We start from the raw sequence: 25,239 nt of genomic DNA on the forward strand, positions 1-25,239 counted from the left end.
CCCCCTCGTGCCGCTACAGCGCCGGGTAGTCGGTGTAGCCGCGGTGGTCGCCGCCGAAGAAGGTGGCGGTGTCGGGGGTGTTGTACGGCCCGTCGGCCCGGAGACGGGCCGGCAGGTCGGGGTTGGCGAGGAACAGGGCACCGTACGCCAGGATGTCGGCGGTGCCGTCCTCGATCAGGCCGAGCGCCTCGGGGCCGGTCGGGCCCTCGGTGGCCGGGTTGAGCACGAAGGTGCCGGAGAAGCGCTTGCGCAGCGCGAGGGTGAGGTCCCGTACCTCGGCCACCGGCTCGGTGACGTGCAGGTAGGCGATGCCGATCGGGTCGATCGCGGCGACGAGGGCGAGGTAGACCTCGTCGGTGTCGGTCTCGGCGATGTCGTTGTACCGGTTGGCCGGGGAGATCCGCAGTCCGGTGCGCTCGGGGCCGATGGCGTCGGCGACGGCGCGGACCACCTCGACGGCGAAGCGGATGCGGTTCTCGACGGGGCCGCCCCACTCGTCGGTGCGGTGGTTGGTGTTGGTGGCCAGGAACTGGTGCACCAGATAGCCGTTGGCGCCGTGGATCTCGACTCCGTCGAAGCCGGCCTCGACGGCGTTGCGGGCGGCGGCCGCGAAGCCCTCGATCGTCTCGCGCACCTCGTCGCCGGTCAGTTCGCGCGGGGCGGTGAAGTCCTTCATGCCGGGGCCGGCGAAGAGTTGTCCGGCCGGGGTGACGGCGGACGGGCCGACCGGGTGGAGGCCGTCGCCGAGGACCTCGGGGTGGCTGATCCGGCCGGCGTGCATGAGCTGGGCGAAGATCGTGCCGCCGCGGGCGTGGACGGCGTCGGTGACCTCGCGCCAGGCGGTGATCTGCTCGGCGCTGTGCAGTCCGGGGGTGTTGGGGTAGCCCTGGCCGACGGCGATGGGCTGCACGCCCTCGGTGATGATCAGGCCGGCGGAGGCGCGCTGGGCGTAGTACTCGGCGGTGAGCCGGGTGGGGATGCGGCGCTCGGCCTCGGCCCGGCTGCGGGTCATGGGCGCCATGGCGATGCGGTTGGCGAGGCGTGCGCCGGCGAGGTCGATGGGGTCGAAGGCGGTGGTCATGACGGCCCTCCCGGGGGCATATGTGGTCGACCAAGCATTTATGTGGTCGGCCAACCATAAACATGTGGTCGGCCAATGATTTGCTGGCGAGCCCACTGTAACGCATTCCTTGGCCGACCAAGCTAATCTGGAGACCTGCACCCTGGAGGAGAGCCCCGTGTCCGGAACCGAACCCTTCTGTACCTACCCCGCCACCGCCGGCCTGCCGTCGGCGGCCCGCGGCGGGCCGGCCAGCCACGCGCTGTCCCGGGTGGCCCGGCTGCACCGGATCGCGGCGGCGCGCCTGCTCAAGGAGGCGGACCTCTATCCGGGCCAGGAGTTCTTGATGATGGCCCTGTGGGACTGCGGGCCGGTGCGCCAGTCGGCGCTGATCCAGTCGCTGGGGCTCGACCCGTCGACGGTCACGAAGATGCTCCAGCGCCTGGAGCAGTGCGGCCATGTGCGCCGCCGGCCGGACCCGGACGACCGGCGGGCCGTGCTGGTCGAGCCGACGGAGGAGGGCGAGGCCCTGCGGTCCCGGGTCGAGGCCGCCTGGGCGACCCTGGAGGAGCGCACCCTGGCCGGGCTCGACGCCGACGACCGCGCACAGCTGACCCGGCTGCTCGCCCGCCTGGAGGAGAACCTGTGCGGCGAGGCGGGCGAGTGCGGGCCGGAGAACCGCTGAGGCACCGCTTTCCGGATCACGCCCGGCTCAGCCGGCGGCGAGGACCTCCAGGGCCCGGTCGACGTCGGCCGAGGAGTTGTAGAGGTGGAAGGAGGCCCGCAGGTTCCCGGCGCGGGCCGAGAGCAGGACGCCCGCCGCGCGCAGCGCCTGCGCGCGCTCGCCCATGCCGGGCACGCCGACGACCGTCGAGTCGTCCGCGACCGCCGGGTGCCCGAGCGCGGCGAGGCCGGCCCGGAAGCGGGCCGCGAGGGTCTTGTTGTGGGCCTCGATCCGCTCGATGCCGATCTCCTCCAGGAGGGCGAGCGAGCGGGCCGCGCCGTGGTACGAGAGGAAGGCCGGCGGCTCGTCGAACCGGCGGGCGGAGCGGGCGAGTTCGCGCACCGGGCCGTAGCTGTTGGACCACAGCTCCTCGCCGGTGACCCAGCCCGCGTGGATGGGCAGCAGCGCGTCCTGCGCCTCGGCCGTGACGGTGAGGAAGGACGCCCCGCGCGGGCAGAGCAGGTACTTGTAGCCGCCGGAGACGGTGAAGTCCCACTCCTCCGCGTGCAGCGGCAGCCAGCCCGCGGACTGGGTGGCGTCGAGCAGAGTACGGGCGCCGTGCGCCGCCGCCGCGGCACGGACGGCCGCGAAGTCGGCGGTGCGGCCGTCCGCCGACTGCACGGCGGAGAAGGCGACGAGCGCGGTCTCCGGCCGTACGGACTCGGCGAGCCGGTCCAGCGGCACGAACCGGGTCTTCAGGTCGCCGCGCACCGTGAAGGGCGTGCTGACGGAGGAGAAGTCGCCCTCGGGGAAGAGGATCTCGGCCCCGGGCGGCATGGACTGCGCCACCATGCCGACGTGGACGGAGACGGAGCTGCCGAGCGCGACGCGGTCGGGGGTGGTGTGCGCGAGCCGGGCGAAGGCGGCCCGGGCCTCGTCGGCCACCTCGAAGTCGCCGGCGCCGCCGGGGCGCCCGTCGGCGGTCTCCTCGGCGAGTGCGACGACCGCGTCGATCGTGCGGCGGGGCAGCAGCGCGCAGGCGGAGGTGTTGAGATAGGTCTGCTTGGGGGCGAACTCGGCGCCGCCCAGCGGCTCCAGGCGGTCCGGACGGTCCAGGTGGTGTTCCACGGATTCCATGGGACAAGACTGGATTCCCCACGATCTCACGTCAATTGAGAGAGATCATGGGGAATCTGCAAGCCTGACTTATAAGACCTGGACAGCGACGTGGACACCGGCAGGGACACCGGCGTGGGCACCGGCAGGGGAAGGCCGGATCAGCAGTTTCCGCCGTCGACGTCGCAGGCAGCAGAAGCGGCGTCGCCGCCCCCGACCGGCTGCAGGACGCGGCCCTGCCAGGCCTGCTCCAGGGCCTGGGTGAAGACCTCGGCGGGCTGGCCGCCGGACACCCCGTAGCGCCGGTCGAGGACGAAGAACGGCACGCCGTTCGCCCCGAGTTCGGCCGCCTCGCGCTCGTCGGCCCGTACGGCGTCGGCGTACGCGGTGGGGTCGGCGAGCACCGCGCGCGCCTCGGCCTCGTCGAGACCGGCCTCGACCGCGAGGGTCACCAGGGTCTCGTCGTCGAAGACGGAACGCTCCTCGGCGAAGTTGGCCCGGTAGGCCAGGTCCAGCAGCTCGCTCTGCCGGCCGCGCTCCTTGGCCAGGTGCAGCAGACGGTGGATGTCGAAGGTGTTGCCGTGGTCGCGGCCCTCCGTGCGGTAGCCGAGGCCCTCCGAGCGGGCGTTGTCGGCGACGTGCGCCTCCATGGCGCGGGCCTCGTCGAGGCTGCGCCCGTACTTCTGCGCCAGCATCTGAAGGACCGGGCCGGTGTCGCCCTTGGCGCGGTGCGGGTCGAGCTCGAAGGAGCGGTGCACGACCTCGACCTCGTCCCGGTGGGCGAAGGCCGCGAGGCCCTGCTCGAAGCGGGCCTTGCCGATGTAGCACCAGGGGCAGGCGATGTCGCTCCAGATCTCGACGCGCATGGGGGGCTTCTCCTACGAGGGGGCTCGGTGGTGCGGGTGTTCAGGGTGTTCCGTGACGGGAACGCCCCGGCCCGCCGGTTTCATTCCGCCGCGGCCGCCGGTGTGAGCGGGCGCACCTCCGGGCGCACCTCCGCCCGCCCTCCGGCGCCGATACCGGTACCGGCGCCGGAGAGCCGGTTGAAGCAGGCGCGGTAGGCGCTCGGGGGCGATCAGCCCTCCCCGGCCTCCGCCGCGTCCCGCAGCTCCGGCGGCAGCAGGTGCTGCGGCGTCGACTGGTACGTGACCGGGCGCAGCCAGCGCTCGATCGCCGTCCCGCCGACCGAGGTCGAGAGGGAGGTGGTGGCCGGGTAGGGGCCGCCGTGGTGCTGGGCGTCGGCGACGGCGACGCCGGTCGGCCAGCCGTTGACGAGGATCCGGCCGGCCAGCGGGGTGAGGTCGGCGAGCAGGCCGGGGGCCTCGGGGTCCTCGTCGGTGGTCTGGAGGGTGGCGGTGAGGTTGCCGGGCAGCAGGCCGAGGACCGTGCCGGCCTCCTCGCGCGAGGCGTAGCGGGCGACGACGGTCACCGGGCCGAAGCACTCCTCCAGGAGGGCCGCGTGGCCGCCCTCGGCGAGCGGTCCCGCGTCGGTGACGAGGACCCCGCCGCTGACGGTGTGCTCGCCGCCGGCGCCCGGGGTGACGGTCACGGTGACGCCGGGGAGGGCGGCCCGCTCGCGTACGCCGTCGAGGAAGGCGTCCCGCATCCGGTGGTCGAGCATCACGCCGGGCTCGGTCTCGCTCACGGCGTCCGTGAGCGCGGACACGAACCGGTCGCCGGCCTCGCCGGCCGGCGCCAGGACGAAGCCGGGCTTGGTGCAGAACTGCCCCTGCCCCAGGGTCATGGAGGCCGCGAGGCCCGCGCCGAGTTCCTCGGCCCGCTCCGCGGCCGCCGCCTCGGTGATCACCACGGGGTTGAGCGAGCCGAGTTCGCCGTGGAAGGGGATGGGTACGGGGCGGGCGGCGGCCGCGTCGAAGAGCGCCCGGCCGCCCCGTACCGAGCCGGTGAAGCCGGCGGCGGCGACCAGCGGGTGCCGGACCAGTTCGGTGCCCGCGCCGAAGCCGTGCACGAGCCGGACGACGTCCTCGGGCAGTCCGCTCTCGGCGGCGGCCTTGCGCAGCAGCGCGGCGCACAGTTCGGAGGTGGCCGGGTGGTCGGGGTGCGCCTTGACGACCACGGGGCAGCCGGCGGCGAGCGCGCTCGCGGTGTCGCCGCCGGGGACGGAGAAGGCGAGCGGGAAGTTGCTGGCCGCGTAGACGGCGACGACGCCGAGCGGGACCTTCATGCGCCGCAGGTCGGGGGTGGGCGGGGTGGTCGCCGGGTCGGGCCGGGAGATCCGTACGTCCAGGAAGGCGCCGTCCTCGACGATGCCGGCGAAGTAGCGCAACTGGGCGGTTGTCCGGGCGAGTTCGCCGGTGAGCCGGACCGGGCCGAGGGCGGTCTCGGCGTCGGCGGCCTCGACGACCCGGTCGCGGGCCGCGTCGAGGAGATCGGCGGCGGCGCGCAGCAGCCGGGCCCGCGCCCCTCGGTCGGCGAGCGCCTCGCGGGTAGCGTACGCGGCCCGTACGGCCGCGTCGACCTCGGCCGCGTCGGCCTCCACGGCGACCTGTTCCCGCGCCTTCCCCGTCCGGGGGTCCACACTCCACACTGGTGCTGCCACGACACGCCCCTCGCCCACGTTGTTCGCTATTCTGAACGCGGTCCCTGTAGGTGAATCCGACATCGGGACTCTAGGGACGGCCGAGCCGTCTCCACAAGGGGGTTCCGCAAGGCCGCGCGGAGCAGGAGACCGCGCGGGACCGAGGTCCGGAACCAAGGGCGAGGGACGACGAGGGGCGAGGGGCGATGGCGACGAGCGACGCCGGTGGGGCGCAGGTCAAGTCCGCGGTGCGGACGGTGGAGTTGCTGGAGTACTTCGCCGGGCGGCCCGGCATGCACTCGCTCGCCGCCGTCCAGGAGGCCGTCGGCTACCCGAAGTCCAGCCTGTACATGCTGCTGCGCACCCTGGTCGAGCTGGGCTGGGTGGAGACCGACGCGACCGGCACGCGGTACGGCATCGGGGTGCGCGCGCTGCTCGTCGGCACGTCCTACATCGACGGCGACGAGGTGGTGGCCGCCGCCCGGCCCACCCTGGACCGGCTCTCCGACGACACCACCGAGACCATCCACCTGGCGCGCCTCGACGGCACCAACGTGGTCTATCTGGCGACCCGTCAGTCCCAGCACTATCTGCGGCCGTTCACCCGGGTGGGGCGCCGGCTGCCGGCCCACTCGACCTCCCTGGGCAAGGCGCTGCTCGCCACCCACAGCGACGAGCAGGTCCGCAAGCTGCTGCCGGAGACCCTGCCCGCGCTCACCGAGCACACCATCACCGACCGCGAGCAGCTGATCCAGGAGCTGCAGGTCATCCGCGAGCAGGGCTACGCGGTGGACCGCGAGGAGAACACCCTCGGCCTGCGCTGCTTCGGCATCGCCATCCCCTACCGCACCCCGGCCCGCGACGCCATCAGCTGCTCGGTGCCGGTGGCCCGGCTCACCCCTGGGCACGAACAGCTCATCAAGGACGCGCTGTTCGACGCCCGCGACCGGCTGACGCTGGCGACGCGCCGGCTCTGACGCACGGAAGGGTCCGGCGGTCTCAGCCGAACCAGACCACCAGGCGCACGTTGTCGTCCCCGTGCCCGGCGGCCAGCGTGCGCATGGCGTCCCACACCGGGGCCCAGTCTCCGTCCGCCGGGACGAACATCCGGGCCGTGATGACGACCGGGCGGTACACGGAGCCGTTCAGCGGCACTTCACCGCCCTCCGGCCACTCCCACGCGCACAGCTCCTCGCCGAAGACCTCGTCGGCCGCGCGATCCACCTCGTCCGGGATCCAGACGATGTCGTGAAAGACCAGCTCGCCGTCCGGGCCCGGCCGCCACTCGCCGACCCAGGGGCCGACCGGGCCGTCGCAGAGCGGCGCGTCCCAGTCGGCGGCCAGTATCTCCGCCCAGGTGGCGTACGAGTGGCTGTGGTTGACCTCGTCGTCCAGGATGTACTCGGCGGTGGCGTCCGCGGGCAGTCCACGCTGGTCGAACAGCGCCCGGACGGTCCCGAGGCCCCCGGGACACCCGAACAGGACCTCGCGCGCGTAGCTCTGCTTGCCGAGGTCGAAGTCCAGCAGATCGACCGCCATGCCCCAGTCTCCACCGGGCGTTCGGGCCTCGATCACCCCGTCGATGAAAATCCCCATGAGTGCCGATGCTACGTCCGGTCCACCTCCCTCTCCCCCGCGCGGCGGAGGCGGTTCGCCGTCCGGCAGGACGCGCCGGGGCCGGGACGCGCGGGAGCGTGAGGGCATGACGACACCGACACTCCCCACCCCCGCTCCCACCACCTCGGCCGGGCCCGCGCCCACGCCCGTGAGCCGCTTCCGCCGGACGCTGCGCGTCCTCGCCGTGCTCGGCACCCTGCCGTACATCGTCATCAAGGTCGCCTGGGTGGCCGGCAGCAGGATCGGCATCCCCGACGGCAGCGTGCTGCTCGACCACCCGACGATGATGGCCGTCGTCAACGGGATCTCCGTGCTCGCCGACGCGATGGTGGTCCTGCTCGCGATGCTCCTCACCCGGCCGTGGGGGCTGCGGGTGCGTGCCTGGCTGCTCGCCTTCCCGGTGTGGGCGGCGATCGGGCTGCTCGCCCCGATCATGGTGGCCTACCCGGCGCAGGTGGTCGTCGCCCTCGTCACCGGGCAGGACGGCGGCTCCGCCGGTCCGCCCGACGAGCCCTTCCTCGACGCGTGGGTCTTCCCCGTCGTCTACGGCGGCTTCATCGTCCAGGGCCTGAACCTCGGCATCCTCTTCGTCCTGTACGCCCGGGACCGCTGGGCCCACGTCTGGCGCGGGCGGCTCGGCGAGCTGCCGGCCGCCGTGAGCGGCCCGGTCGTGCGGGGCTGCGCCGTCGCCGGGTCCGTCCTCGCCCTCGTCCCGGCCGCCCTGCACACCCTGTGGGCCTGCGGCATGACCCGCGGCCTCTCCCCCGACCTGGCCTCCGTGTACGACGCCGACAAGGCCGTCGTGGACGCCGCGCGCACGGTCTTCCTGCTGGTCGCGGCCGCCGCCGTGCTCGCTCTCGTGCTGCGCCGGCCGGCCGGGCCGCGGACCCGCACCGTGATGGCCCTGGCCTGGGTGTCCTCGGGTGCGGCCGGCTGCTGGGGCGCGTACATGTCGCTGGTGTCGCTGCTGCCCCTTGCCGATCCCGGAAAAGAGCCGACGGGTCTGATGACCGCCGCCTACGCTGGCGAGATGATCACCGGATTCCTGCTGGCCGGCTGCCTGGCCGTGGTGCTGCGCCGCCGGGCCGCGACCGGATGAGGCGCGCCTGGCAGGCGTTGTTCGGGCAGCGGGCCCGGCGGCGCTGGCTCCATCTGATCGTGGGCGGCGCGCTGTTCATGCCCTACTGGCTGGTCGGCACCGTGGTGCTCGGGCCGCTGACGGACGGCGGGGGGCCGTTCGGCGGCAGTCTGCTGGTGCAGTTCGGCGCGTACGGGGTGGGGCTGCCGCTCGCCGCGGTCACCGCGCTGTTCCCGCTGACCCGGCCGATGTCGGTGGCGGTGGCGCGGGCGCTGTGCGGGGTGGCGCCCGGCCGGTTCGCGGAGGGTCCGGCGCGCGGGGCGGAGGCCAAGGCGCGCACGGCCGGCTGGTTCGTGCTTCACCTGGGCGCGGGCGCCCTGGTCAGCGGGGCCAGTCTGGCGCTGCCGCCGTTCGCGCTCTCGGTGGCGGCGCTGCCGTTCTCGGCCGCCCTGCGGGAGTCGGAGCTCGGCCGCTTCTGGCACCTGGACCGGCCGTGGCTCGCCTGGGCCGGGCTGCCGCTCGGCCTGCTGATGCTGCTCGCCCTCGCGGTGGCGGCCGCGGCTGCGGGCGCGCTGCTCGCGGCGGCGGCGCCCCGGCTGCTCGGGCCGAGCCCGGCGGACCGGCTCGTGGCCGCCGAGCGGCGGGCCGCCGAGCTCGCGGTGCGCAACCGGCTCGCCCGGGAGCTGCACGACTCGGTGGGACACGCGCTGAGCGCCGTCACCCTTCAGGCGGGGGCGGCCCGCCGGGTCGTCGACGGCGTGCTCGGCACCGGGGCGGGCGATCTCGGCTTCGTACGGGAGGCGCTGACCGCGATCGAGGAGACGACCCGGCGCACGGTCGGCGAACTCGACGCCGTGCTCGGTCTGTTGCGCAGCGGCGAGGACGACGGGGAGCTCGCGGCGCCCGGTCTTGAGGCCCTGGACGCACTGGTGCGGGGCGCCGGGCGGCGGGTGGCGCTGACGGTGCGCGGGGATCTGTCCGGGCTGCCGGAGGCGGTGTCCCGGGAGGCGTACCGGATCGTGCAGGAGGGACTGACGAACGCGGTGCGGTACGCGCGGGACGAGACGGTGACGGCGCGGATCGCGCTGTCGGGGGACGAACTGGAGATCATCATGGAGAATCCACTGCCGGCCGCCGGCCCGGCGCCGGTGGCCCGCCCGGACGGCGGGCGCGGTCTGCGCGGCGTGGCGGAGCGGGCCCGGCTGCTCGGCGGCGCCGCCGAGACGGGCCCGGTCGACGGGTGCTGGCGGCTCGCCGCCCGGCTGCCGGTCGGGGGTGCGCGATGAGCGACGCGATCAGGGTCGTCCTGGCGGACGACGAGCGGATGGTGCGCACCGCGCTGCGCGTGATCCTCGACGCGGAGGACGGCCTTGAGGTCGTCGGGGAGGCGGCGACCGGCGCCGAGGCGGTGTCGGTGGTGCGGGAGCTGCGGCCGGACGTGGTCCTGATGGACGTGCGGATGCCGGAGATCGACGGGATCCGGGCGACCCGGCAGATCCTGGCCACCGCGGACCGGACGGACGGCCCCGACGCGCCCCGGATCCTGGTGGTGACCACCTTCGAGAACGACGCCTATGTGTACGACGCGCTGCGCGCGGGCGCGGCGGGCTTCCTGCTGAAGCGAGCGGCGCCGGAGGAGCTGGTGAGCGCGGTCCGCCTGGTGGCGCGCAGCGACTCGCTGCTCTACCCGGCGGCGGTCCGGGCGCTGGCCGCCGACCACGCCCGCCGGCACCCGGCGGCGCCGCCCTGGGCGGCCCGGCTCACCGACCGGGAGGCGGAGGTGCTGCGCCGGATGGCGAAGGGCCTGACGAACGCGGAGATCGCGGCCGGCCTGGGCGTGGGCGCGGCGACGGTGAAGTCGCACGTGGCGGCGGTGCTCGCGAAGACGGGCGCCCGGGACCGCACGCAGGCGGTGATCGCGGCGTACGAGTCGGGCTTCATCACACCGAACACCTGACCCGGCCTGACCGGTCCTCACATGAAGGTTCGCTGAGAAACCGGACACATCAGGAACGATCGCCGCCGTCCCGGTCGTCCCGCTGAGTGGGATGAACAAGACGATCAGGCGCGGCGCGGTCTTCGTGCTCCTCCTGGTGCTCGCCCTCCTCGGGCGGGCCACCTGGGTGCAGGCGTACGAAGGCAAGGCCCTCGCGAACGAGAAGAACAACCGGCGGAAGACCATCGCGCAGTACGCGGCGCCGCTCGGGAACATCGTCGTGGCCGGCTCGCCGGTCACCGGATCGAAGGAGACCAAGGGCGGCGACCTCGCCTACAAGCGGAGCTACACGGACGGCGAGCTGTACGCGGCCGTCACCGGCTACAGCTCGCAGGCCTACGGGGCGACCCAGCTGGAGGGCATCTACGCGGGCGTCCTGGACGGCACCGACACCCGCCTGAAGAACCCGCTGGACGCGCTCACCGGCAAGCGGGCGGATCCGGGCACGGTCCTGACGACGATCGACCCGGCGGTGCAGAAGGCCGGCTACGAGGCGCTCGGGAACAAGAAGGGCGCGGCCGTCGCCATCGACCCGAAGACCGGCCGGATCCTCGGCATGGTGTCGACCCCGTCGTACGACCCGTCGAAGATCGCCGGGCTGACGGACGGGAAGGAGTGGCAGCGGCTGACGGAGGACGAGGACAAGCCGCTGGTGAACCGGGCGCTGCGGCAGCCGCTGCCGCCGGGCTCGACGTTCAAGCTGGTGGTCGCGGCGGCCGCGCTCGAGGACGGTCTCTACGGCTCGGTCGACACGGCGACGGACAGCCCGACCCCGTACACGCTGCCGGGCACCCGGACCGTCCTGAAGAACGAGAACGCGTCGGCGCCCTGCGAGAACGCGACGATCCGCACCGCGCTGCGCTACTCCTGCAACAACGTCTTCGGGAAGATGGCGGTCGACCTCGGCCAGGACAAGGTGCGGGCGATGGCGGAGAGGTTCGGCTTCGACGACAAGGAGCTGGACGTGCCGGTCCGCGCGTACCCGAGCGTGTACCCGTCGGGGATGGACAAGGCGCAGACGGCGCTGAGCGGCATCGGGCAGTTCGACGTGACGGCGACGCCGCTGCAGATGGCGATGGTGTCGGCGGCCATCGCGAACGACGGCCTCCTGGCGAGCCCGCACATGGTCTCGCAGGTGGTCGACGCGGACGGCGACGCGCTCCAGTCGTACGAGGACGGGGCGACCGAGCGGGTGGTGTCGGCGGACACCGCGAAGCAGCTGCGCAGCGCGATGCGGACGGTGGTCGAGGAGGGCACCGGCACCAACGCGGCGCTCGGCGGCGGGGTGGAGGTCGGCGGCAAGACGGGCACGGCGCAGCACGGCGAGAACAACAGCAAGACGCCGTACGCCTGGTTCACCTCGTACGCGAAGGATCCGGCGTCCGGCAAGGAGGTCGCGGTCGCGGTGCTGATCGAGGACTCGGGCGCGGCGCGCTCGGAGGTCAGCGGCAACGGGCTCGCGGCGCCGGTGGCGCAGAAGATGATGAAGGCCGCGCTGAAGTGACGAGCCGCATCGGCTGCCCGAAGTGACGGACGGCGGGGGCCGGTTGGTGCCCGGTCCCCGCCGCACGGTATGCAGGGTGCATGCTCTCGAACGTGCGTCTGCCCCGCTCCCCGTCCGGCTGGACCATGGGCGTCTTCGGCGTCCTCGCCGCGGCGCTCGGCGTGGTGGGCCTGGTCTCCCCCGACACCACGATCCGCCTCATGGGTCTGACCCCGGTCCCCGGCGCGGACCGGGCGGCGGACGACCACACCCTGCTCTTCCTGACGGCCTCTTCCATGGCGGCCCTCAACATGGGCGTCTACTACGTCCTGGCGGCCCTGGCCGACTGGAAGGCCTTCTTCCGCTGGACGGTCCCTTTCCGCTTCCTCACCTTCTCGGTCTTCACGCTCGCCGTCCTCACCGACCGCGCCCCCGCCGGCTTCCTCGGCGTCGGCCTCTGGGAGGGCCTGGGCGCCCTGGTCACGGGCATCGCCCTGCGCGTCGAATCCCGGCGGGCGGCGCGGGTCACGGCCTGAGCAGGGCCTCCATGACCGCGTCGAGGTAGGCGGGGTCCGCCGGGACGGCGGACGGGGTCGCGTGGGCGAGCTGGGCGTGGCCCAGGTAGCTGGTGTAGGCGAGCAGGCCGCGGTGGCGGGCCTGCTCGGCGGGGAAGCCGAGCAGTTCGAAGAGGTGGGCGAGGTAGTTCACGCGGCGCTCGGTGACGCGGGTGAGGGCGGCCGCGAGCTCGGGGTGGTCGCCGGCGGCGAAGAGCCGTACCTCCAGGGGGTCCTCGGCGGCCATGGCGGTCGCACCGCGCAGCAGCGCGCCCAGGCGGGCGGCGGGGTCGGGTTCGGCGGCCTCCATGGCGCGGATGACGCGCTCGGTGGACCGCTCCTCCCAGCGCGCGAGGGCCGCGGCGACGAGCGCGTCGCGGTTGGCGAAGTGCCAGTAGAAGCTGCCCTTGGTGGTGCCCAGGCGGGCGGCGAGGGGTTCCACCGCGACCCCGGCGAGGCCTCGTTCGGCGAGCGCGGCGAGGGCCGCGTCCGCCCAGTCGTCGGCGGTGAGCCGCTTGCGGGCGCCGCGGCGCGCGGTGCGGGCCGGGGAGTCCGGGGCCGGGGTCTCGTGCATGTTTCCGTACGGTACCGTACGGTTGGAACATACGCTCCCGTATGGAGGTCCGGTCATGTCATCCGGAACGCGCACGGTACGCAACGTCCACCAGAGGGTCGTCGAGGCCCCCGCCGAGACCGTCGGCGCCCTCCTCGACCGGCTCTCCGCGCCGGACGACCCGCTCTTCCCGACCCCCGTCTGGCCCGCGATGGTGCTCGACCGGCCGCTCGGCGTCGGCGCCGACGGCGGCCACGGCCGGGTCCGCTACCGGGTCGGCGCCCACCAGCCCGGCCGCTCGGTCCGCTTCGACACCACCGGCGACGGCCTCGGCAGCGGCTACCACCGCTTCGACGTCGAGCCGCTCGGTCCCGGCCGCTGCCGGATCTCCCACGTCCTCGAAGTGACCATGGGGGCCCGGGCGTTCGCCTTCTTCAAGCTGGCGATCGAGCCCGTGCACGACACGATGGTCGAGGAGGCCTTCGACAACGCCGAGCGGGCCGCGCTCGGCGGCGACCTGCCCCACCCGCCGGCCCGCCGCCCGGTCCGCGCCCTCCTGGTCAACCGCCTGTTCTGGGCGCGCCCGGCCACCGTGCCCGTACCGCCGGAGGCCGCGCTGCTGCACGCCGCCGTCCCGGCCCCCGACTACGCCGACGCCTACCGGATGCCGCTCCCGCCCGGCATGCCCCGGGGCCCGCTGGCCTGGCGGCAGGTGCTGCCGTTCCCGGTCCGCGGCGTGTCGGACACCGAGCTGATGCTCGGCGAGGACGCCTCGCACCTGGACTTCCGCGCCTCGGTGGTGATCGACGAGGACGCGGTGACCCTGGCCACCGCCGTACGGCTGCACAACGCGCGCGGCCGGCTCTACTTCGCGGTCGTCCGCCGCGTCCACCCCCTGCTGACCCGGCTGATCCTGCGCCGGGCGCACCGCCGTATCGCCTTCGGCGCCCGCCCGGCCGGCGAGCGCAACCGGGTCCCGGCCGGGGATCAGCGCAGCCCGGCCAGCGCCTCCCGGACCTCCGCCAGGTCGGCGTCGGACGCCAGGCCCGCGTGATACAGGCTCAGTTCCGTGGCTCCCTGGTCCGCCGCCCGGCGGGCGTCCGCGGCCAGGGTGCCCGGTGAGCCGCCCATCCCGCCCACGACGGTGAGGTTCGCGGCGACGACCGTCCCCACACGCGCGTGGGCCGCGAAAGCGGCCACGTGCGGCGCCGGGGTCACCACGCCGTCGGCGACGGCGAGGACCTGGGCCGGGTCGGTGCCGGCGTTGGCGCCGCAGTGGTACGGGACGGGGTCGGCGTGCAGCAGAACCCGGTAGCCGGGCGGGGCGGCGGCCCGGACGGCGGCGACGGCGGCCTCCTGGAGGGTGCGGGCGGCGGCGAGGCGCCAGGCGAGGGCGGCGTCCGCGAGCGGGGCCGGGAGCGGTGCGGCGGATTCGCCGCGCCAGACCGGCTCCAGGGCGGCGCGGACCGCCGCGGCGAGCTCGTCCGGGTCGGCGCCCCGCTTGCCGTACCCCTCCCGGCAGGAGGGGCAGAAGCACAGCGACATCAGGTACTGGGCGCCGGCGTCGAGCGGGACGCCGGCGGTCTTGTCGTGGGCGTGCAGATGGGCCAGGCCGTACCAGCCGCAGGACTCCAGCTCGGTGCCGGCCGCCCCGGGCCGTACCGCCGCCTCGGCCGCGAGGTCCGTCAGGAAGGCGCGCACGGCGTCCTGGCCGATGCAGGGCGCCCAGGGGTAGGCGTCGCCGTACGCGTTGACCACGGAGGTCTCCGGATGCTCGGCGCCGAGCCGGGAGTTGTGCGCGAGGACCACCCAGCTGTGCAGCGCGAGACCCGTGTCGGCCAGGGCGTCGGCGGCCGCTCCGAAGGCGTCGCCGGGGGCCCAGTCCCCCGCCGGGTACGGGGCGAGGGCGCGGCCCCGCCAGCGCGCCGGGTCCGGCGGGTAAAGCACGGCGGCGTGCCCGGCGGTGACGATCCGGTGGCGGGGGTGGCGCGGGGTCAGGGCGCGGGTGGAGTGGTAGGCGGCGGCCAGGGTGATCCGGTCGAGGCCGAGCGCGGCGAGCCGGCCGGGGGCGGCGGGGTCGCCGGTGACGTCCCAGGGGTAGAGGAAGGCGCCGGTCCTCGGCGCGCCCGCTCTCACCGGGCCCCCTCGGCGAGTGCGGCCCGGCCGCGGTCGAGGATCGCGGCGAGCTCCTTCAGATGCTCGGGGTGCGGCTCGCTCAGCGGCGGGCGGACCTCGCCGACGTCCAGACCGTTCATCCGGACCGCCGCCTTGACCAGGGAGACGGCGTAGCCGCGGCCGCGCGAGCGCAGTTCGACGAGCGGGCGGTAGAAGGCGTCGATGAGGCGCTCGGCGGTGGCGTCGTCGCCGGTGGTCAGCGCGCGGTGGAAGGCGAGGGCGAGGTCGGGGGCGAAGCAGAAGACGGCGGAGGAGTAGAGGCTGACGCCGATGCCCCGGTAGGCGAGGCCGGTGAGCTCGGCAGTGGGCAGGCCGTTGAAGTAGCGCAGGCCGAGGCCGGCGGAGCGGACGGCGCTGACGATCCGCTGCATCAGGTCGAGGTCGCCGTAGCCGTCCTTGAGGCCGATGACGCCGGGGGTGCGGGCGAGCGCGACGGCCGTGTCGGGGGTGAGGATCGCGTTGTCGCGCTGGTAGACGATGACGTCGAGCCGGGTGGCGGCGGCGAGTTCGGTGTAGTGGCGGAGCAGTCCGGCCTGGTCGGCGACGACGAGGTACGGGGGCATGGCGAGCAGTCCGTCGGCGCCGGCCTCCTCGGCGAGCCGGGCGTAGCGGATCGCGAGGGCGGTGCCGTAGCCCGCGCCGGCGAGCACGGGAACCCGGCCGGCGGCCTCGTCGACGGCGGCGGCCACGCAGTCGCGGAACTCCTCGGGGGTCAGGGCGTGGAACTCGCCGGTGCCGCAGCAGGCGAAGACGGCGCCCGCGCCGGCGTCGATCCCGGCGCGCACATGGGCGCGGAAGACGTCGAGGTCGACGGCGCCGTCCGGACCGAAGGCGGTGACGGGGAAGAAGAGCAGTCCGTCGAGCCGGTCGGCGAGCGGGGGTGTGGTCACGGGCACTCCCTGTGGTACGGATTCCGTACAAGATGCTGTACAGGATTCTGACTACCGTCCATATTCTTGAACAGCAGCACGCTAAGGCAGCTCCAATGGAGCGGTCAAGAAGCGAAATCCCTTTACTGGCGGCGTTCTTGACGCTGCGACCGGCAGTATCTAGCGTGACGGGCCTTCCACATGCGTGAATACGGTCTACGGACGGAGATCACTCCCTTGAACCCCGCACCCCGCACCGTCCTGCTCACCGGGGCCGCCGGCGGCGTCGGCACCCTCATGCGCGAACTGCTGCCCGCGTACGGCTACACGATCCGGTCGCTCGACATGGTCCCGGTCCCCGGCGCGCCGGACGCGATCCTCGCCGACCTCGCCGACCGCGCGGCGCTGCGGGAGGCCGTGCGCGGTGTCGACGCCGTGATCCACCTCGCCGGGATCTCCCTGGAGGCCGACTTCGACAAGATCGTCGCGGCCAACATCGTGGGTCTCCAGCACCTCTACGAGGCGGTGCGGGAGGAGGGCGTCCCCCGGGTCCTCTTCGCGTCCAGCAACCACGCCGTCGGCTTCACGCCCCGGCCGCGCCCCGGCGAGCCGCCGCTCCCGGTCGACATCCCGCACCGGCCCGACACCCACTACGGCCTGTCCAAGGCCTTCGGCGAGGACCTGGCGCAGTTCTACTGGGACAAGCACGGCGTCGAGACCGTCTCGGTGCGGATCGGCTCCTGCTTCCCCGAGCCCACCTCGGTGCGGATGCTGTCCCTGTGGCTCAGCCCCGGCGACTGCGCGCGGCTGTTCCACGCGGCGCTCACCGCGCCCGGGGTCGGCCACACCGTGGTCTACGGCGCCTCCGCCAACACCCGCGAGTGGTGGGACCTCTCCTCGGCCCGGGCGCTCGGCTACGAGCCGAAGGACGACTCCGAAGCCTGGGCCGAGAAGATCGTCTCGGAGCACGGGCTGCCGGCCCCCGGCAGCGCCGACGACCGCTATCTGGGCGGCCACTTCTGCGAGAACCCGCCGCGCTGGCCGCACTGAGGCCGAGCGGGGAGAACACAGGCCCGGCCGGACTATGCGGGGGAGCCGGCCGGGACCCGGATCGACGCGGGCGACGCATGACGCCCGCGGACGGAACCGACGATACGTTTCGGTCAAGATCGCCGCGATCCGCGGAGCGCGGCAACTGTCCGCAAAACGCGACGTGTTCGCATGCCGGACACCCGAGGGGTCCTGGGCTCAGCCGCGCAGGGTGCGCGAGGGCGTCTCGCCGTACCGGGCCCGGTACTGGGCCGCGAAGCGGCCCGGGTGGGTGAAGCCCCAGCGCCAGGCCACCTCGCCGACGCTCAGCCCGTCCGGGTCGCCCGCCCGGAGCTCCTCGTGGACCCGCTCCAGGCGCACCTCGCGCACGTACGCCATCGGCGACATCCCCACGTACTGCCGGAAGGACTCCTGGAGTCGGCGCACGCTCACCCGGGCGAGGGCCGCGAGCTCGGAGGTGGTGAAGGGGTGCTCGGGGCGGGCCCGCACCGCGTCCGTGGCCCGCTTCACCGGCGCGGGCCTGACCGGTCCCGCGGGGTCCGCGAGCTCGTCCCGCCAGGGGTGCTCGGCGGCCAGCAGCAGCCCGTTGAGCAGCGCCTCCTGGAGCGGCCGTGACACCAGCTCGTGGGTGGCGAGCCCGTCCCCGGCGAGCGCCCCGGCGGCCACCTGCCGGGCGAAGGTCACCCAGCTCAGTCCGGGCCCCCGGGTGATGTCGAGGCGCGGCTCGAAGACCAGCCTGCGGTCCGGGGAGCGCCCGAGCAGCCCCGCCAGGCGGTCCCGCAGCGCCGCCGCGTCGATCTTGACCGAAAGCGTGCGGCAGTCCCCGCTCCAGCGGTCGAGACAGGTGTCGCCCGACGGGTCGAGCAGCACCGCCTCCTCAGGGGTGGCGAGCAGCCGCCGCCCGCTCCGGCCCTGGCGCAGCTCCATGGTGCCGCTCTGCGGGGCGTTGAGATGGAAGGCGCCGAGCTCGCCGAAGCGCATCCGGACGTCGGCCCCGCAGCCGAGGTCGCCGATCATCAGCGGACCGAGGCCGACGGTGTCGAAGCGGGCCGCGAAGGGCCGGCCGCGCGTGTCGATCACATCCATGAAGTTGGCGTAATAGCGCGCGTCGATCTCCTCGCGCGCCTCGTCCACGTCCCGCGTCCGGAAAGAGCTCCCACCCACGTTCGAAAGAATATTCATATGACGGACGTGACCGGGAACGGGAGGATGCCGGTCATGCCACCACCACGGGGATTCACGTACGAGCAGCACACCGACGGCACGGTCGTCGTCGTCCATCACGGGCGGACCGCCGCCACCCTGCGCGGCGCCCGCGCGCAGAAGTTCCTGGCCGAGGTCGAGTCCGGGGACCAACAGCTGGTGATGGCGCGCTGGACCGGCGCGTACAAGATCGGCAACGAGCGGACGGCCCGGAACCACCCGCGTAATCAAGGTGGCCGAACCCGGGGAAGGTAAGGGAACGGCAAAGGCGTCTCGTTCGTTACCCCGGTCATGACCGCTATGACCCCCGGCTCGAACATCCCTCTCACCGTCGCGCGCGTGGCGGTGGACGTCGCCGCCCCGGTGCGGCTCGACGTCTCGGGCCTGCTGCTCGGCGCCGACGGCAAGGTGCGCTCCGACGACGACTTCATCTTCTACAACCAGCCCGCCGGCCCCGGTGTCACCTACCGCTCGGGCGGCGGCGCCGCGCCGGACGCCATCCTGGTGGACACCGCCGCCGTGCCGGCCGGCATCGAGAAGATCGTCGTGACCGCGAGCCCGGACGCGGCCGGCCAGACCTTCCAGGGCATCGAGCCCACCGCGACCCTGCGCAACGCCGACGACGGCAGCGTGCTCGCCACCTTCACGCCGCCGCGGCTCGCCACCGAGACGGCGCTCGTGGTCATGGAGATCTATCTGCGCAACGGGCAGTGGAAGGCCCGCGCGGTCGGCCAGGGGTACGCGAACGGGCTGGCCGGGATCGCCACCGACTTCGGCGTGAGCGTGGACGAGGAGCCGACCCCGGCGCCCGCCGCCGCTCCGGCCGCGCCGGTCAGCGCTCCCCCGATGCCCGCCGCCCCGCCGGCGGCTCCCCCGGCCCCGCCCGCGCCGCCCGCCGGCGGCGGGAAGATCAACCTGGACAAGGGCCGGGTCAGCCTCCAGAAGAACCAGACGGTGTCCCTGGTCAAGGGCGGCCGCCCGCTGCTCTCCCAGGTGAAGATGGGCCTGGGCTGGGAGCCGGCCTACCGCGGCAAGGACATCGACCTCGACGCCTCCGTCATCGCCTACGGCCCGCAGCGCAACCACATCGACAGCTGCTACTTCGGCAAGCTGTCGATCCTCAACGGCGCGATCAAGCACTCCGGCGACAACCTGACCGGCGAGGGCGCGGGCGACGACGAGGTGATCGTGGTCGACCTGGGCCGGCTGCCCGCCGACACCACCGGCCTGGTCTTCACCGTCAACTCCTTCTCCGGCCAGAAGTTCACCGAGGTCGCCAAGGCCTACTGCCGGCTCATCGACGCCGCCAGCGGCGAGGAGCTGGTCCGCTTCGACCTGACCACCGCCGAGCCGCAGACCGGCGTGATGATGGCCAAGCTCATCAAGCAGTTCTCCGGCGAGTGGGAGATGACGGCGATGGGCGAGTTCGTGAAGTCCCGCACCGTGCGGGGCATGGTGAAGCCCGCGGCCCAGGCGCTCTGAGCCGCGGTGCTCCCCGTGTGCGGACGGCGCTAGAACAGCGCGCTGTACGCGTTGAGGGCCGGCTGGCCGCCCAGGTGGGCGTAGAGGACGGTCGCGTCGCGGCCGATCTCGCCCCGCTCCACCAGGTCGACCAGACCGGCCATCGACTTCCCCTCGTAGACCGGGTCGGTGACCATGCCCTCGGTCCGGGCGGCGAGCCGCATCGCCGCCAGGGTGGCCTCGTCCGGGACGCCGTACACGCCCGCGTGGTAGCGCTCGTCCAGCTCCACGTCGGCGGCGGTGAGCGGTCGCTCGACGCCGATCAGGGCGGCGGTGTCGCGGGCGATCCGGGTGATCTGCTCATGGGTCCGGACCGGCTCGGCGGAGGCGTCGATGCCGATCACCCGGCGGGCCGGGCCGCCGTCCTCGGCGAGCGCGGCGAAGCCCGCGACCATCCCGGCCTGGGTGGAGCCGGTCACCGAGCAGACCACGACCGTGTCGAAGAAGACCCCGAGCGCGCGCTCCTGCTCGGCCACCTCGTAGGCCCAGTTGGCGAAGCCGAGTCCGCCGAGCCGGTGGTCGGAGGCGCCGGCCGGGATGGCGTACGGCTTCCCGCCGGCCTCCTCGACCTCGCGCAGCGCCTGCTCCCAGCTCTCCTTGAACCCGATGCCGAACCCGGCCTTCACCAGGCGCACATCGGCGCCGGCGAGCCGGCTGATCAGGATGTTGCCGACCTTGTCGTAGACGGAGTCCGGCCACTCCACCCAACTCTCCTGGACCAGCACGCACTTCAGGCCGGCGTGGGCGGCGACGGCGGCGACCTGGCGGGTGTGGTTGGACTGGACGCCGCCGATAGACACCAGGGTGTCGCAGCCCTGGGCGAGGGCGTCGGCGACCAGGTACTCCAGCTTGCGGGTCTTGTTCCCGCCGTACGCGATGCCGGAGTTGCAGTCCTCGCGCTTGGCCCACAGGGTGGCGCCGCCGAGGTGGTCGGTGAGCCGACGCAGCGGGTGCACGGGCGAGGGTCCGAAGAGCAGCGGGTAGCGGTCGTGGTCGGCGATCGTCGGCATACGGGCTCCCGGGGTGAGGTGACGGGTCAGGTCGTGGACGCCGGGGTCCTGGGCCCGGTCGCGAGGCCGGTGGGACCTGCGAGGCCCGTGGGGCCCGTGGGGCTGGTCGCCGCATTCCTCGGCTCCGTCGCCTCGTCCGCGAGTTCCTCCAGGGCCCGCCATATCTCCGTCGTCACCCGCACCGCCTCCTCCGTGTCGCCCGCCTCGCACGCGTCGATGAGGAGCGTGTGCAGCGCGGCGGAGACGCAGGTGCCCGCGTCGCCGAAGAGGTGCCGCTCGACGCGGCGGATCAGCGGGGTGTACCGCTCGACGGTGGCGGCGACGGCGTGGTTGCCGCTCGCGCCGACCAGGACCTGGTGGAGCTCGTCGTCGGCGCGCAGGGCGGCGTCGACGTCGGCGGCGCGCACGGCCGCGGCGAACCGCTCGTTGGCCTCGCGCATGGCCCGGATGCCCTCGGGGCCGAGCAGCGGTACGGCGGTGCGCGCGGCGAGTTCGTGCATCACCCGCACCACGGAGGCGGCGTCCCGGACGACCCGGCTGACGAGCCGGGTGACCCGGGTGTAGCTCTGCGGCTTGGTCTCGACGAGGCCTTCGTCGCCGAGCCGGGCCAGGGCCTCGCGCACGGGTGCGCGCGAGAGCCCGAGCCGTTCGGCCAGTTCGGTGTCCTTGACCACGGAACCCGGCGCGAGGTCGCCGCGCACGATGGCGTCGCGCAGCGTCTCGTACGCCCGGTCACGCAGCAGGGTCCGGCCCACGGGCCGCAAGGCGTCCATGAACTGACATGTTAGATGTCAGCTCATGGACGCGACAGGGGCGTCAGCGGCGCGGCTGGCGACGCCACGGGCCGGTGATCGCGAGCATGATGCCCGGGGTCTGGATGTTGGCGAAGAGGGTGTCGCCGTCGGGCGAGAAGGTCACGCCCGTGAACTCGCTGTCGTTCAGTTCGTTGCGGGCGATCGGGTAGGTGCGGCCGCTGTCGGTCGCGCCGAAGAGGTGCTGCACGCCCTCGCCGTCCTCGGCGATGACGAGGCCGCCGTACGGGGAGACGGTGATGTTGTCCGGGCCGTCGTAGGCGCCGTCCACGTCCGGGTTGGCGTTGACGCCGAGCAGCACCTTGAGGGTGAGGGTGCGGCGCTTGGGGTCGTAGAACCAGACCTGGCCGTCGTGCGGGGCGCCGGGGCTCTCCTCACGGGCGTACGAGGAGACGATGTAGGCGCCGCCGTCGGCCCACCACATGCCCTCCAGCTTGCGGGCGCGGGTGACGTCGGCCGCGCCGAACTGCTTGCGGACCGGGGTGGTGCGGCCGTCGCGGTCCCGGACGTCGACCCAGTCGACGCCGTAGACGGTGCCGATCTTCGTGGCACGGGACAGGTCGTCGACGAACGTGCCGGCGGAGTCGTAGCACTTGGGGGCCTGGAGCCGGCCGGCGTCGTCGGCGAGGGTCGCGAGGCGGCCGCGGCCGTGCTCGAAGCCCTGCGGCGGAACCCAGCGGAAGAACAGGCCGTTGGGGCCGGCGGCGTCCTCGGTGAGGTAGGCGTGGCCGCGCTTGGGGTCGATGACGACGGCCTCGTGGTCATAGCGGCCGAAGGCCTTGATCGGCTTCGGTGCGCGGTTGGCGCGGCGGTCGTGCGGGTCGACCTCGAAGACGTAGCCGTGATCCTTGGTCATGCCGTTGACCCCGGCCAGGTCGGAGTTCTCCTCGCAGGTGAGCCAGGTGCCCCAGGGGGTGCTGCCGCCCGCGCAGTTGGTGGAGGTGCCGGCGATGCCGACCCACTCGGCGACGGTGCCGTCGCGGTGCACCTCGACGACCGTGCAGCCGCCGGAGGCCGCCGGGTCGTAGACCAGGCCCTCGGCGAGCGGGACCGGGTGGGCCCACTTGGAGCGGGGTCCCTTGAGCTCGTGGTTGTTCACGAGGTACGTGGTGCCGCGCGGCCCGGCGAAGGTGGCGGTGCCGTCGTGGTTGGAGGGCGTGAACTCGCCGGACTCCAGGCGGGTGACACCGCTGTGGGTGATGACGCGGTAGGTGAAGCCCTCGGGCAGGGCGAGGATGCCCTCGGGGTCGGCGATCAGCTCGCCGTAGCCGAGACGGTGGCCGTTGCCGTGGCCGTGCCCGTTGTCGGCGCCGTGGTCGTGGTCCTCGGAGGCCAGCGCCTGCGGGGCGGTGGCGAGCGCGCCGACGGCGCCGGTGAGCGCGAGTGCGGCGCCCGCGGCGGCGGAGTGCTTGGTGAACTCTCTGCGGTTGAGGGACATGACGGTTCTTCTTCCTGTCGTCACCCGGTGTCGCGGCACACGCTCGCGCCCCCGTATAAACGGCGCTTGAACAGAAAGGCGACCCCTTATGAACCTGCCTGCCTCCGGACGCAGCGTCCTCGTCACCGGTGCCTCGCGCGGTCTGGGCCGCGCGGTCGCGCGCGCCTTCGCCGCCAACGGCGACCGGGTGGCCGTCCACTACGGCTCCCGCGCCGACGAGGCCCGCGCGACCCTGGCGTCCCTGGACGGCACCGGCCACGTCCTGGTCTCCGGCGACCTCTCCGACCCGGCCGCGGCGGAGGCCGTCGTCTCCGGCGCGGCGGAGGGCCTGGGCGACCGGCTCGACGTCCTGGTCAACAACGCGGCCGTCAACCTGCCGCACCCGCCGGCGACGACGCCGTACGAGGAGTGGGTGGAGCTCTGGCAGCGCCACGTCTCCGTGAACCTGCTCGGCACGGCGTACGTGAGCCAGCTCGCCGCCCGTCGCATGATCGCCGCGGGCGCCCCGGGCCGCATCGTCAACATCGGCTCCCGCGGCGCCTTCCGCGGCGAACCGGACCACCCCGCCTACGGCGCCACCAAGGCCGCCGTCCACGCCCTCGGCCAGTCCCTCGCGATCGCCCTGGCCCCGCACGGCATCGCCGTCGCCTCCGTCGCCCCCGGCTTCTTCACCACGGAACGCGTGGCCCCCCGTCTCACCGGCCCGGAGGGCGCGGCCATCCTGGCCCAGAGCCCCTTCGGCCGCGTGGCCACGCCGGAGGAGATCGCCGCGGCGGTCCTGTGGCTGGCCTCGCCGGCGGCGGAGTGGGCGTCGGGCACGGTCCTGGACATGAACGGGGCGTCGCACCTGCGGACGTGAGGGCCCGCCGGGGCGGGGGCCACCGGGGCTCAGGCGCGGGACCTCGCCTTGAAGGCCGCCTTGCGGGCCTCCTTCGCCGAGGGCTTGTCGGGGTGGAGGCGGCCCATCGCGTCCAGGACGTCGGCGGTGGCCGGGTGGTCGACGCGCCAGGCCGCTTCGAAGAAGCCGCCGTGGCCGGCGGTGAGGCCCTGGATCAGGTCCTGCAGTTCCTCGGGGTCGCCCTCCGCGTCGAGGTGGGCGGCGATCGTGTCGACGGCGAGCCAGAAGATCATGGACTCGGGCGGCGCCGGGATGTCGGCGGCGCCGCGCTCGGCGAGCCAGACACGGGCGAGGCCGCCGAGTTCGCGGTCGTCGAGGACCTCGCGGACGGCCGGCTCCGCGTCGGGGCCGACGAGGGAGAGGGCCTGCTGGGCGTGGAGGCGGCGCAGCGGGGCACCGGGGTCGGAGCCGCGGGCGGCGTCGAGGAGTTCGCGCGCGGCGGCCGGGGCCTCGCGGCCGGCGAGCCAGCCGGTGGTCTCGGCGCGCGCCGCCTCCTGCGGGTAGTGGGCGATGCCGTCGAGGAGGACCTCGGCGCCCTTGTCGGCGAGTTCGCCGACCGCGGGCACCACGAGCCCGGCCTCCAGCATGCGGGCGCGCACGCCGTACAGACCGAGCGGCGTGAGCCGGACCATGCCGTACCGGCTGACGTCCTCCTCGTCGAACGGCACCTCCGACGCGGCGCCCTCCGCCCCCGCCTCCACCATCAGCGCCTCGTCGACCGGCGCGTACGCGACGAGGCCGATCGGCTCCAGGATCCGGAACTGCTCGTCGAGCCGCATCATCGCGTCGGAGACCTGCTCCAGGACGTCGTCGGTCGGCTCCCCCATGTCGTCGGGGACGACCATCGACGCGGCGAGCGCGGGCAGCGGCACCGGGCCCTCGCCCGGGCCGCCCTCGCTGACGGTCAGCAGATAGAGGTTGCCGAGGACGCCCTCCAGGAAGTCCGCCTCGCCCTCCGGGTCCCAGTCAAGGGCCTCGAAGTCGATAGTGCCGTCCTCGCCGACCAGCGCCTCCAGGTCGTCCACGTACGGCGCGGTGGCGTCGGCGAAGGCGGTCTCCAGGGCGTCGAGCCAGATGGACAGGACGTCGTGGGGCGAGCCGCCGGTGAGCAGCGCCAGGTTCGCGCCGGGCCGAGCCGTCCCGGCGTCACCGTCCGCCGAGTCCGCCGAGCCCTCCTCCGCCGGGTCCTCGACCTCCACCAGACCGGTGTCGACCGCGACCCGCCACGCCTCGCTCGCGTACGCCTCGCCGTCCTCGTCGTCGGCCAGGCCGAGCAACTCCGCCGCGACGGGCAGCTGCTCGTCGACGAGCTCGCCGCCCGCGCCCACCCGGGTGTCCGGGCCGGCCCAGCGGGCGAGCCGGACGGCGCGGGTGAGGAGAGGGGCCGCCAGGGCGTCCCGCGCGAGTTCCGCGTCCGCGCGCAGCCGAACGGGGGGAAGGGTCGGGCGGTCCGGTGCCATCTCGGGTGTTCTCCTCGGCGGGTGTGCGGGCGGTGTGCGGGCCGTGTTGCGGGCGGAGCTTCGGGCAGCGTTCCGGTGCTGCCTCGGGCGGCCTTCAGCGTAGACGCATTCCGGGGGCGGTCCGTCGGTTCACACCGGCGTCA

At 74.0% G+C, this 25,239-nt stretch carries 25 protein-coding genes; 12 read left to right on the plus strand and 13 right to left on the minus strand.

Going from position 1 to position 25,239, the window contains the following annotated elements; genetic code table 11:
* Positions 1 to 13 precede the first annotated feature (13 nt).
* Positions 14 to 1,081, minus strand: coding sequence for an alkene reductase (locus KV205_RS21105; RefSeq protein ID WP_265866053.1), 1,068 nt, complete (start codon positions 1,079 to 1,081; stop codon positions 14 to 16).
* A gap of 157 nt (positions 1,082 to 1,238) precedes the next feature.
* On the opposite strand from KV205_RS21105, the gene KV205_RS21110 reads away from it, so the two are divergent.
* Positions 1,239 to 1,745, plus strand: coding sequence for a MarR family winged helix-turn-helix transcriptional regulator (locus KV205_RS21110; RefSeq protein WP_265866054.1), 507 nt, complete (start codon positions 1,239 to 1,241; stop codon positions 1,743 to 1,745).
* A gap of 27 nt (positions 1,746 to 1,772) precedes the next feature.
* Here the strand turns inward: KV205_RS21110 and KV205_RS21115 are convergent, their stop codons facing one another.
* From KV205_RS21115 to KV205_RS21125, 3 genes are all read right to left on the minus strand, one after another.
* The gene (locus KV205_RS21115) at positions 1,773 to 2,861 is read right to left on the minus strand and encodes an aminotransferase class V-fold PLP-dependent enzyme (RefSeq protein WP_265866055.1); all 1,089 of its coding nucleotides are present in this window, start codon (positions 2,859 to 2,861) and stop codon (positions 1,773 to 1,775) included.
* A gap of 140 nt (positions 2,862 to 3,001) precedes the next feature.
* Positions 3,002 to 3,706 carry a DsbA family oxidoreductase gene (locus KV205_RS21120; RefSeq protein ID WP_265866056.1) on the minus strand — a complete coding sequence of 235 codons (705 nt, stop codon included), beginning with the start codon at positions 3,704 to 3,706 and terminating at the stop codon, positions 3,002 to 3,004.
* A 209-nt stretch (positions 3,707 to 3,915) separates the two neighbouring features.
* Positions 3,916 to 5,463: an aldehyde dehydrogenase (NADP(+)) gene (locus KV205_RS21125; RefSeq protein WP_265866057.1), complete on the minus strand. Its 1,548-nt coding sequence runs from the start codon at positions 5,461 to 5,463 to the stop codon at positions 3,916 to 3,918.
* A 122-nt stretch (positions 5,464 to 5,585) separates the two neighbouring features.
* Here KV205_RS21125 and KV205_RS21130 point away from each other — a divergent pair, with 122 nt between their 5' ends.
* On the plus strand, positions 5,586 to 6,356 hold the full coding sequence (locus KV205_RS21130) for an IclR family transcriptional regulator (protein ID WP_265866058.1): 771 nt from the start codon (positions 5,586 to 5,588) through the stop codon (positions 6,354 to 6,356).
* A 22-nt stretch (positions 6,357 to 6,378) separates the two neighbouring features.
* On the opposite strand, the gene KV205_RS21135 is transcribed toward KV205_RS21130, so the two are convergent.
* Positions 6,379 to 6,975: a hypothetical protein gene (locus tag KV205_RS21135; protein WP_265866059.1), complete on the minus strand. Its 597-nt coding sequence runs from the start codon at positions 6,973 to 6,975 to the stop codon at positions 6,379 to 6,381.
* Positions 6,976 to 7,081: 106 nt separating this feature from the next.
* Here KV205_RS21135 and KV205_RS21140 point away from each other — a divergent pair, with 106 nt between their 5' ends.
* From KV205_RS21140 to KV205_RS21160, 5 genes are all read left to right on the plus strand, one after another.
* Positions 7,082 to 8,095, plus strand: a complete 1,014-nt coding sequence (locus tag KV205_RS21140) for a hypothetical protein (RefSeq protein WP_265866060.1) — start codon at positions 7,082 to 7,084, stop codon at positions 8,093 to 8,095.
* A complete protein-coding gene (locus KV205_RS21145) occupies positions 8,092 to 9,360 on the plus strand; it encodes a histidine kinase (RefSeq protein ID WP_265866061.1) in 1,269 nt (422 codons plus the stop codon). Before KV205_RS21140 ends, KV205_RS21145 begins: the two co-directional genes overlap by 4 nt.
* Positions 9,357 to 10,031 (plus strand): response regulator transcription factor, encoded by a 675-nt coding sequence (locus KV205_RS21150; RefSeq protein ID WP_265866062.1) that lies wholly within the window; start codon positions 9,357 to 9,359, stop codon positions 10,029 to 10,031. Before KV205_RS21145 ends, KV205_RS21150 begins: the two co-directional genes overlap by 4 nt.
* 91 nt (positions 10,032 to 10,122) lie before the next feature.
* Entirely contained in the window at positions 10,123 to 11,574 is a 1,452-nt protein-coding gene (locus KV205_RS21155) for a penicillin-binding protein 2 (protein WP_265866063.1), read from the plus strand.
* An 80-nt stretch (positions 11,575 to 11,654) separates the two neighbouring features.
* Entirely contained in the window at positions 11,655 to 12,089 is a 435-nt protein-coding gene (locus tag KV205_RS21160; RefSeq protein WP_265866064.1) for a hypothetical protein, read from the plus strand.
* Here the strand turns inward: KV205_RS21160 and KV205_RS21165 are convergent.
* Positions 12,079 to 12,681 (minus strand): TetR/AcrR family transcriptional regulator, encoded by a 603-nt coding sequence (locus KV205_RS21165; protein WP_265866065.1) that lies wholly within the window; start codon positions 12,679 to 12,681, stop codon positions 12,079 to 12,081. The two genes, KV205_RS21160 and KV205_RS21165, sit on opposite strands and share 11 nt — an antisense overlap.
* A gap of 55 nt (positions 12,682 to 12,736) precedes the next feature.
* On the opposite strand from KV205_RS21165, the gene KV205_RS21170 reads away from it, so the two are divergent.
* The gene (locus KV205_RS21170; RefSeq protein ID WP_265866066.1) at positions 12,737 to 13,714 is read left to right on the plus strand and encodes a DUF2867 domain-containing protein; all 978 of its coding nucleotides are present in this window, start codon (positions 12,737 to 12,739) and stop codon (positions 13,712 to 13,714) included.
* On the opposite strand, the gene KV205_RS21175 is transcribed toward KV205_RS21170, so the two are convergent.
* Complete coding sequence (locus tag KV205_RS21175; protein ID WP_265866067.1) at positions 13,648 to 14,796, minus strand: hypothetical protein; 1,149 nt, start codon at positions 14,794 to 14,796, stop codon at positions 13,648 to 13,650. The genes KV205_RS21170 and KV205_RS21175 overlap by 67 nt on opposite strands.
* The gene (locus tag KV205_RS21180; protein ID WP_265866068.1) at positions 14,793 to 15,725 is read right to left on the minus strand and encodes a 5-dehydro-4-deoxyglucarate dehydratase; all 933 of its coding nucleotides are present in this window, start codon (positions 15,723 to 15,725) and stop codon (positions 14,793 to 14,795) included. Before KV205_RS21180 ends, KV205_RS21175 begins: the two co-directional genes overlap by 4 nt.
* Before the next feature lie 180 nt (positions 15,726 to 15,905).
* Between KV205_RS21180 and KV205_RS21185 the strand changes: the two genes are divergently transcribed.
* Complete coding sequence (locus KV205_RS21185) at positions 15,906 to 16,754, plus strand: NAD(P)-dependent oxidoreductase (protein WP_265866069.1); 849 nt, start codon at positions 15,906 to 15,908, stop codon at positions 16,752 to 16,754.
* 198 nt (positions 16,755 to 16,952) lie between these two features.
* Here the strand turns inward: KV205_RS21185 and KV205_RS21190 are convergent, their stop codons facing one another.
* The gene (locus KV205_RS21190) at positions 16,953 to 17,918 is read right to left on the minus strand and encodes an AraC family transcriptional regulator (protein ID WP_265866070.1); all 966 of its coding nucleotides are present in this window, start codon (positions 17,916 to 17,918) and stop codon (positions 16,953 to 16,955) included.
* Positions 17,919 to 17,972: 54 nt separating this feature from the next.
* Between KV205_RS21190 and KV205_RS21195 the strand changes: the two genes are divergently transcribed.
* Entirely contained in the window at positions 17,973 to 18,212 is a 240-nt protein-coding gene (locus tag KV205_RS21195; RefSeq protein WP_265866072.1) for a hypothetical protein, read from the plus strand.
* A 36-nt stretch (positions 18,213 to 18,248) separates the two neighbouring features.
* A complete protein-coding gene (locus tag KV205_RS21200; RefSeq protein WP_265866073.1) occupies positions 18,249 to 19,439 on the plus strand; it encodes a TerD family protein in 1,191 nt (396 codons plus the stop codon).
* Positions 19,440 to 19,468: 29 nt separating this feature from the next.
* Here KV205_RS21200 and KV205_RS21205 read toward each other — a convergent pair whose 3' ends face one another.
* Genes KV205_RS21205 through KV205_RS21215 form a run of 3 tightly spaced genes read right to left on the minus strand, consistent with a single transcriptional unit; the run spans position 19,469 to position 22,738 of the window.
* Positions 19,469 to 20,488, minus strand: a complete 1,020-nt coding sequence (locus KV205_RS21205) for a 1-aminocyclopropane-1-carboxylate deaminase (RefSeq protein ID WP_265866074.1) — start codon at positions 20,486 to 20,488, stop codon at positions 19,469 to 19,471.
* A 26-nt stretch (positions 20,489 to 20,514) separates the two neighbouring features.
* Positions 20,515 to 21,261, minus strand: coding sequence for a GntR family transcriptional regulator (locus KV205_RS21210; protein WP_265866075.1), 747 nt, complete (start codon positions 21,259 to 21,261; stop codon positions 20,515 to 20,517).
* A gap of 43 nt (positions 21,262 to 21,304) precedes the next feature.
* The gene (locus KV205_RS21215; protein ID WP_265866076.1) at positions 21,305 to 22,738 is read right to left on the minus strand and encodes an alkaline phosphatase PhoX; all 1,434 of its coding nucleotides are present in this window, start codon (positions 22,736 to 22,738) and stop codon (positions 21,305 to 21,307) included.
* An 88-nt stretch (positions 22,739 to 22,826) separates the two neighbouring features.
* Here KV205_RS21215 and KV205_RS21220 point away from each other — a divergent pair, with 88 nt between their 5' ends.
* Complete coding sequence (locus KV205_RS21220) at positions 22,827 to 23,597, plus strand: SDR family NAD(P)-dependent oxidoreductase (RefSeq protein WP_265866077.1); 771 nt, start codon at positions 22,827 to 22,829, stop codon at positions 23,595 to 23,597.
* 29 nt (positions 23,598 to 23,626) lie between these two features.
* Here KV205_RS21220 and KV205_RS21225 read toward each other — a convergent pair whose 3' ends face one another.
* Entirely contained in the window at positions 23,627 to 25,096 is a 1,470-nt protein-coding gene (locus KV205_RS21225; protein ID WP_265866078.1) for a hypothetical protein, read from the minus strand.
* Positions 25,097 to 25,239: the final 143 nt, after the last annotated feature.

This window comes from Streptomyces sp. SKN60 (assembly GCF_026236535.1).
Classification (GTDB): domain Bacteria; phylum Actinomycetota; class Actinomycetes; order Streptomycetales; family Streptomycetaceae; genus Streptomyces.

Coding starts and splice junctions, on each gene's coding strand:
- KV205_RS21140 (WP_265866060.1), top strand. CDS start 7,082: ATGACGACACCGACACTCCCCACCCCCGCTCCCACCACCTCGGCCGGG.
- KV205_RS21185 (WP_265866069.1), top strand. CDS start 15,906: ATGCGTGAATACGGTCTACGGACGGAGATCACTCCCTTGAACCCCGCA.
- KV205_RS21225 (WP_265866078.1), bottom strand. CDS start 25,096: ATGGCACCGGACCGCCCGACCCTTCCCCCCGTTCGGCTGCGCGCGGAC.
- KV205_RS21215 (WP_265866076.1), bottom strand. CDS start 22,738: ATGTCCCTCAACCGCAGAGAGTTCACCAAGCACTCCGCCGCCGCGGGC.
- KV205_RS21120 (WP_265866056.1), bottom strand. CDS start 3,706: ATGCGCGTCGAGATCTGGAGCGACATCGCCTGCCCCTGGTGCTACATC.
- KV205_RS21155 (WP_265866063.1), top strand. CDS start 10,123: ATGAACAAGACGATCAGGCGCGGCGCGGTCTTCGTGCTCCTCCTGGTG.
- KV205_RS21105 (WP_265866053.1), bottom strand. CDS start 1,081: ATGACCACCGCCTTCGACCCCATCGACCTCGCCGGCGCACGCCTCGCC.
- KV205_RS21115 (WP_265866055.1), bottom strand. CDS start 2,861: ATGGAATCCGTGGAACACCACCTGGACCGTCCGGACCGCCTGGAGCCG.
- KV205_RS21145 (WP_265866061.1), top strand. CDS start 8,092: ATGAGGCGCGCCTGGCAGGCGTTGTTCGGGCAGCGGGCCCGGCGGCGC.
- KV205_RS21165 (WP_265866065.1), bottom strand. CDS start 12,681: ATGCACGAGACCCCGGCCCCGGACTCCCCGGCCCGCACCGCGCGCCGC.
- KV205_RS21220 (WP_265866077.1), top strand. CDS start 22,827: ATGAACCTGCCTGCCTCCGGACGCAGCGTCCTCGTCACCGGTGCCTCG.
- KV205_RS21160 (WP_265866064.1), top strand. CDS start 11,655: ATGCTCTCGAACGTGCGTCTGCCCCGCTCCCCGTCCGGCTGGACCATG.
- KV205_RS21130 (WP_265866058.1), top strand. CDS start 5,586: ATGGCGACGAGCGACGCCGGTGGGGCGCAGGTCAAGTCCGCGGTGCGG.
- KV205_RS21200 (WP_265866073.1), top strand. CDS start 18,249: ATGACCGCTATGACCCCCGGCTCGAACATCCCTCTCACCGTCGCGCGC.
- KV205_RS21210 (WP_265866075.1), bottom strand. CDS start 21,261: ATGGACGCCTTGCGGCCCGTGGGCCGGACCCTGCTGCGTGACCGGGCG.
- KV205_RS21170 (WP_265866066.1), top strand. CDS start 12,737: ATGTCATCCGGAACGCGCACGGTACGCAACGTCCACCAGAGGGTCGTC.
- KV205_RS21195 (WP_265866072.1), top strand. CDS start 17,973: ATGCCACCACCACGGGGATTCACGTACGAGCAGCACACCGACGGCACG.
- KV205_RS21135 (WP_265866059.1), bottom strand. CDS start 6,975: ATGGGGATTTTCATCGACGGGGTGATCGAGGCCCGAACGCCCGGTGGA.
- KV205_RS21150 (WP_265866062.1), top strand. CDS start 9,357: ATGAGCGACGCGATCAGGGTCGTCCTGGCGGACGACGAGCGGATGGTG.
- KV205_RS21205 (WP_265866074.1), bottom strand. CDS start 20,488: ATGCCGACGATCGCCGACCACGACCGCTACCCGCTGCTCTTCGGACCC.
- KV205_RS21125 (WP_265866057.1), bottom strand. CDS start 5,463: ATGTCGGATTCACCTACAGGGACCGCGTTCAGAATAGCGAACAACGTG.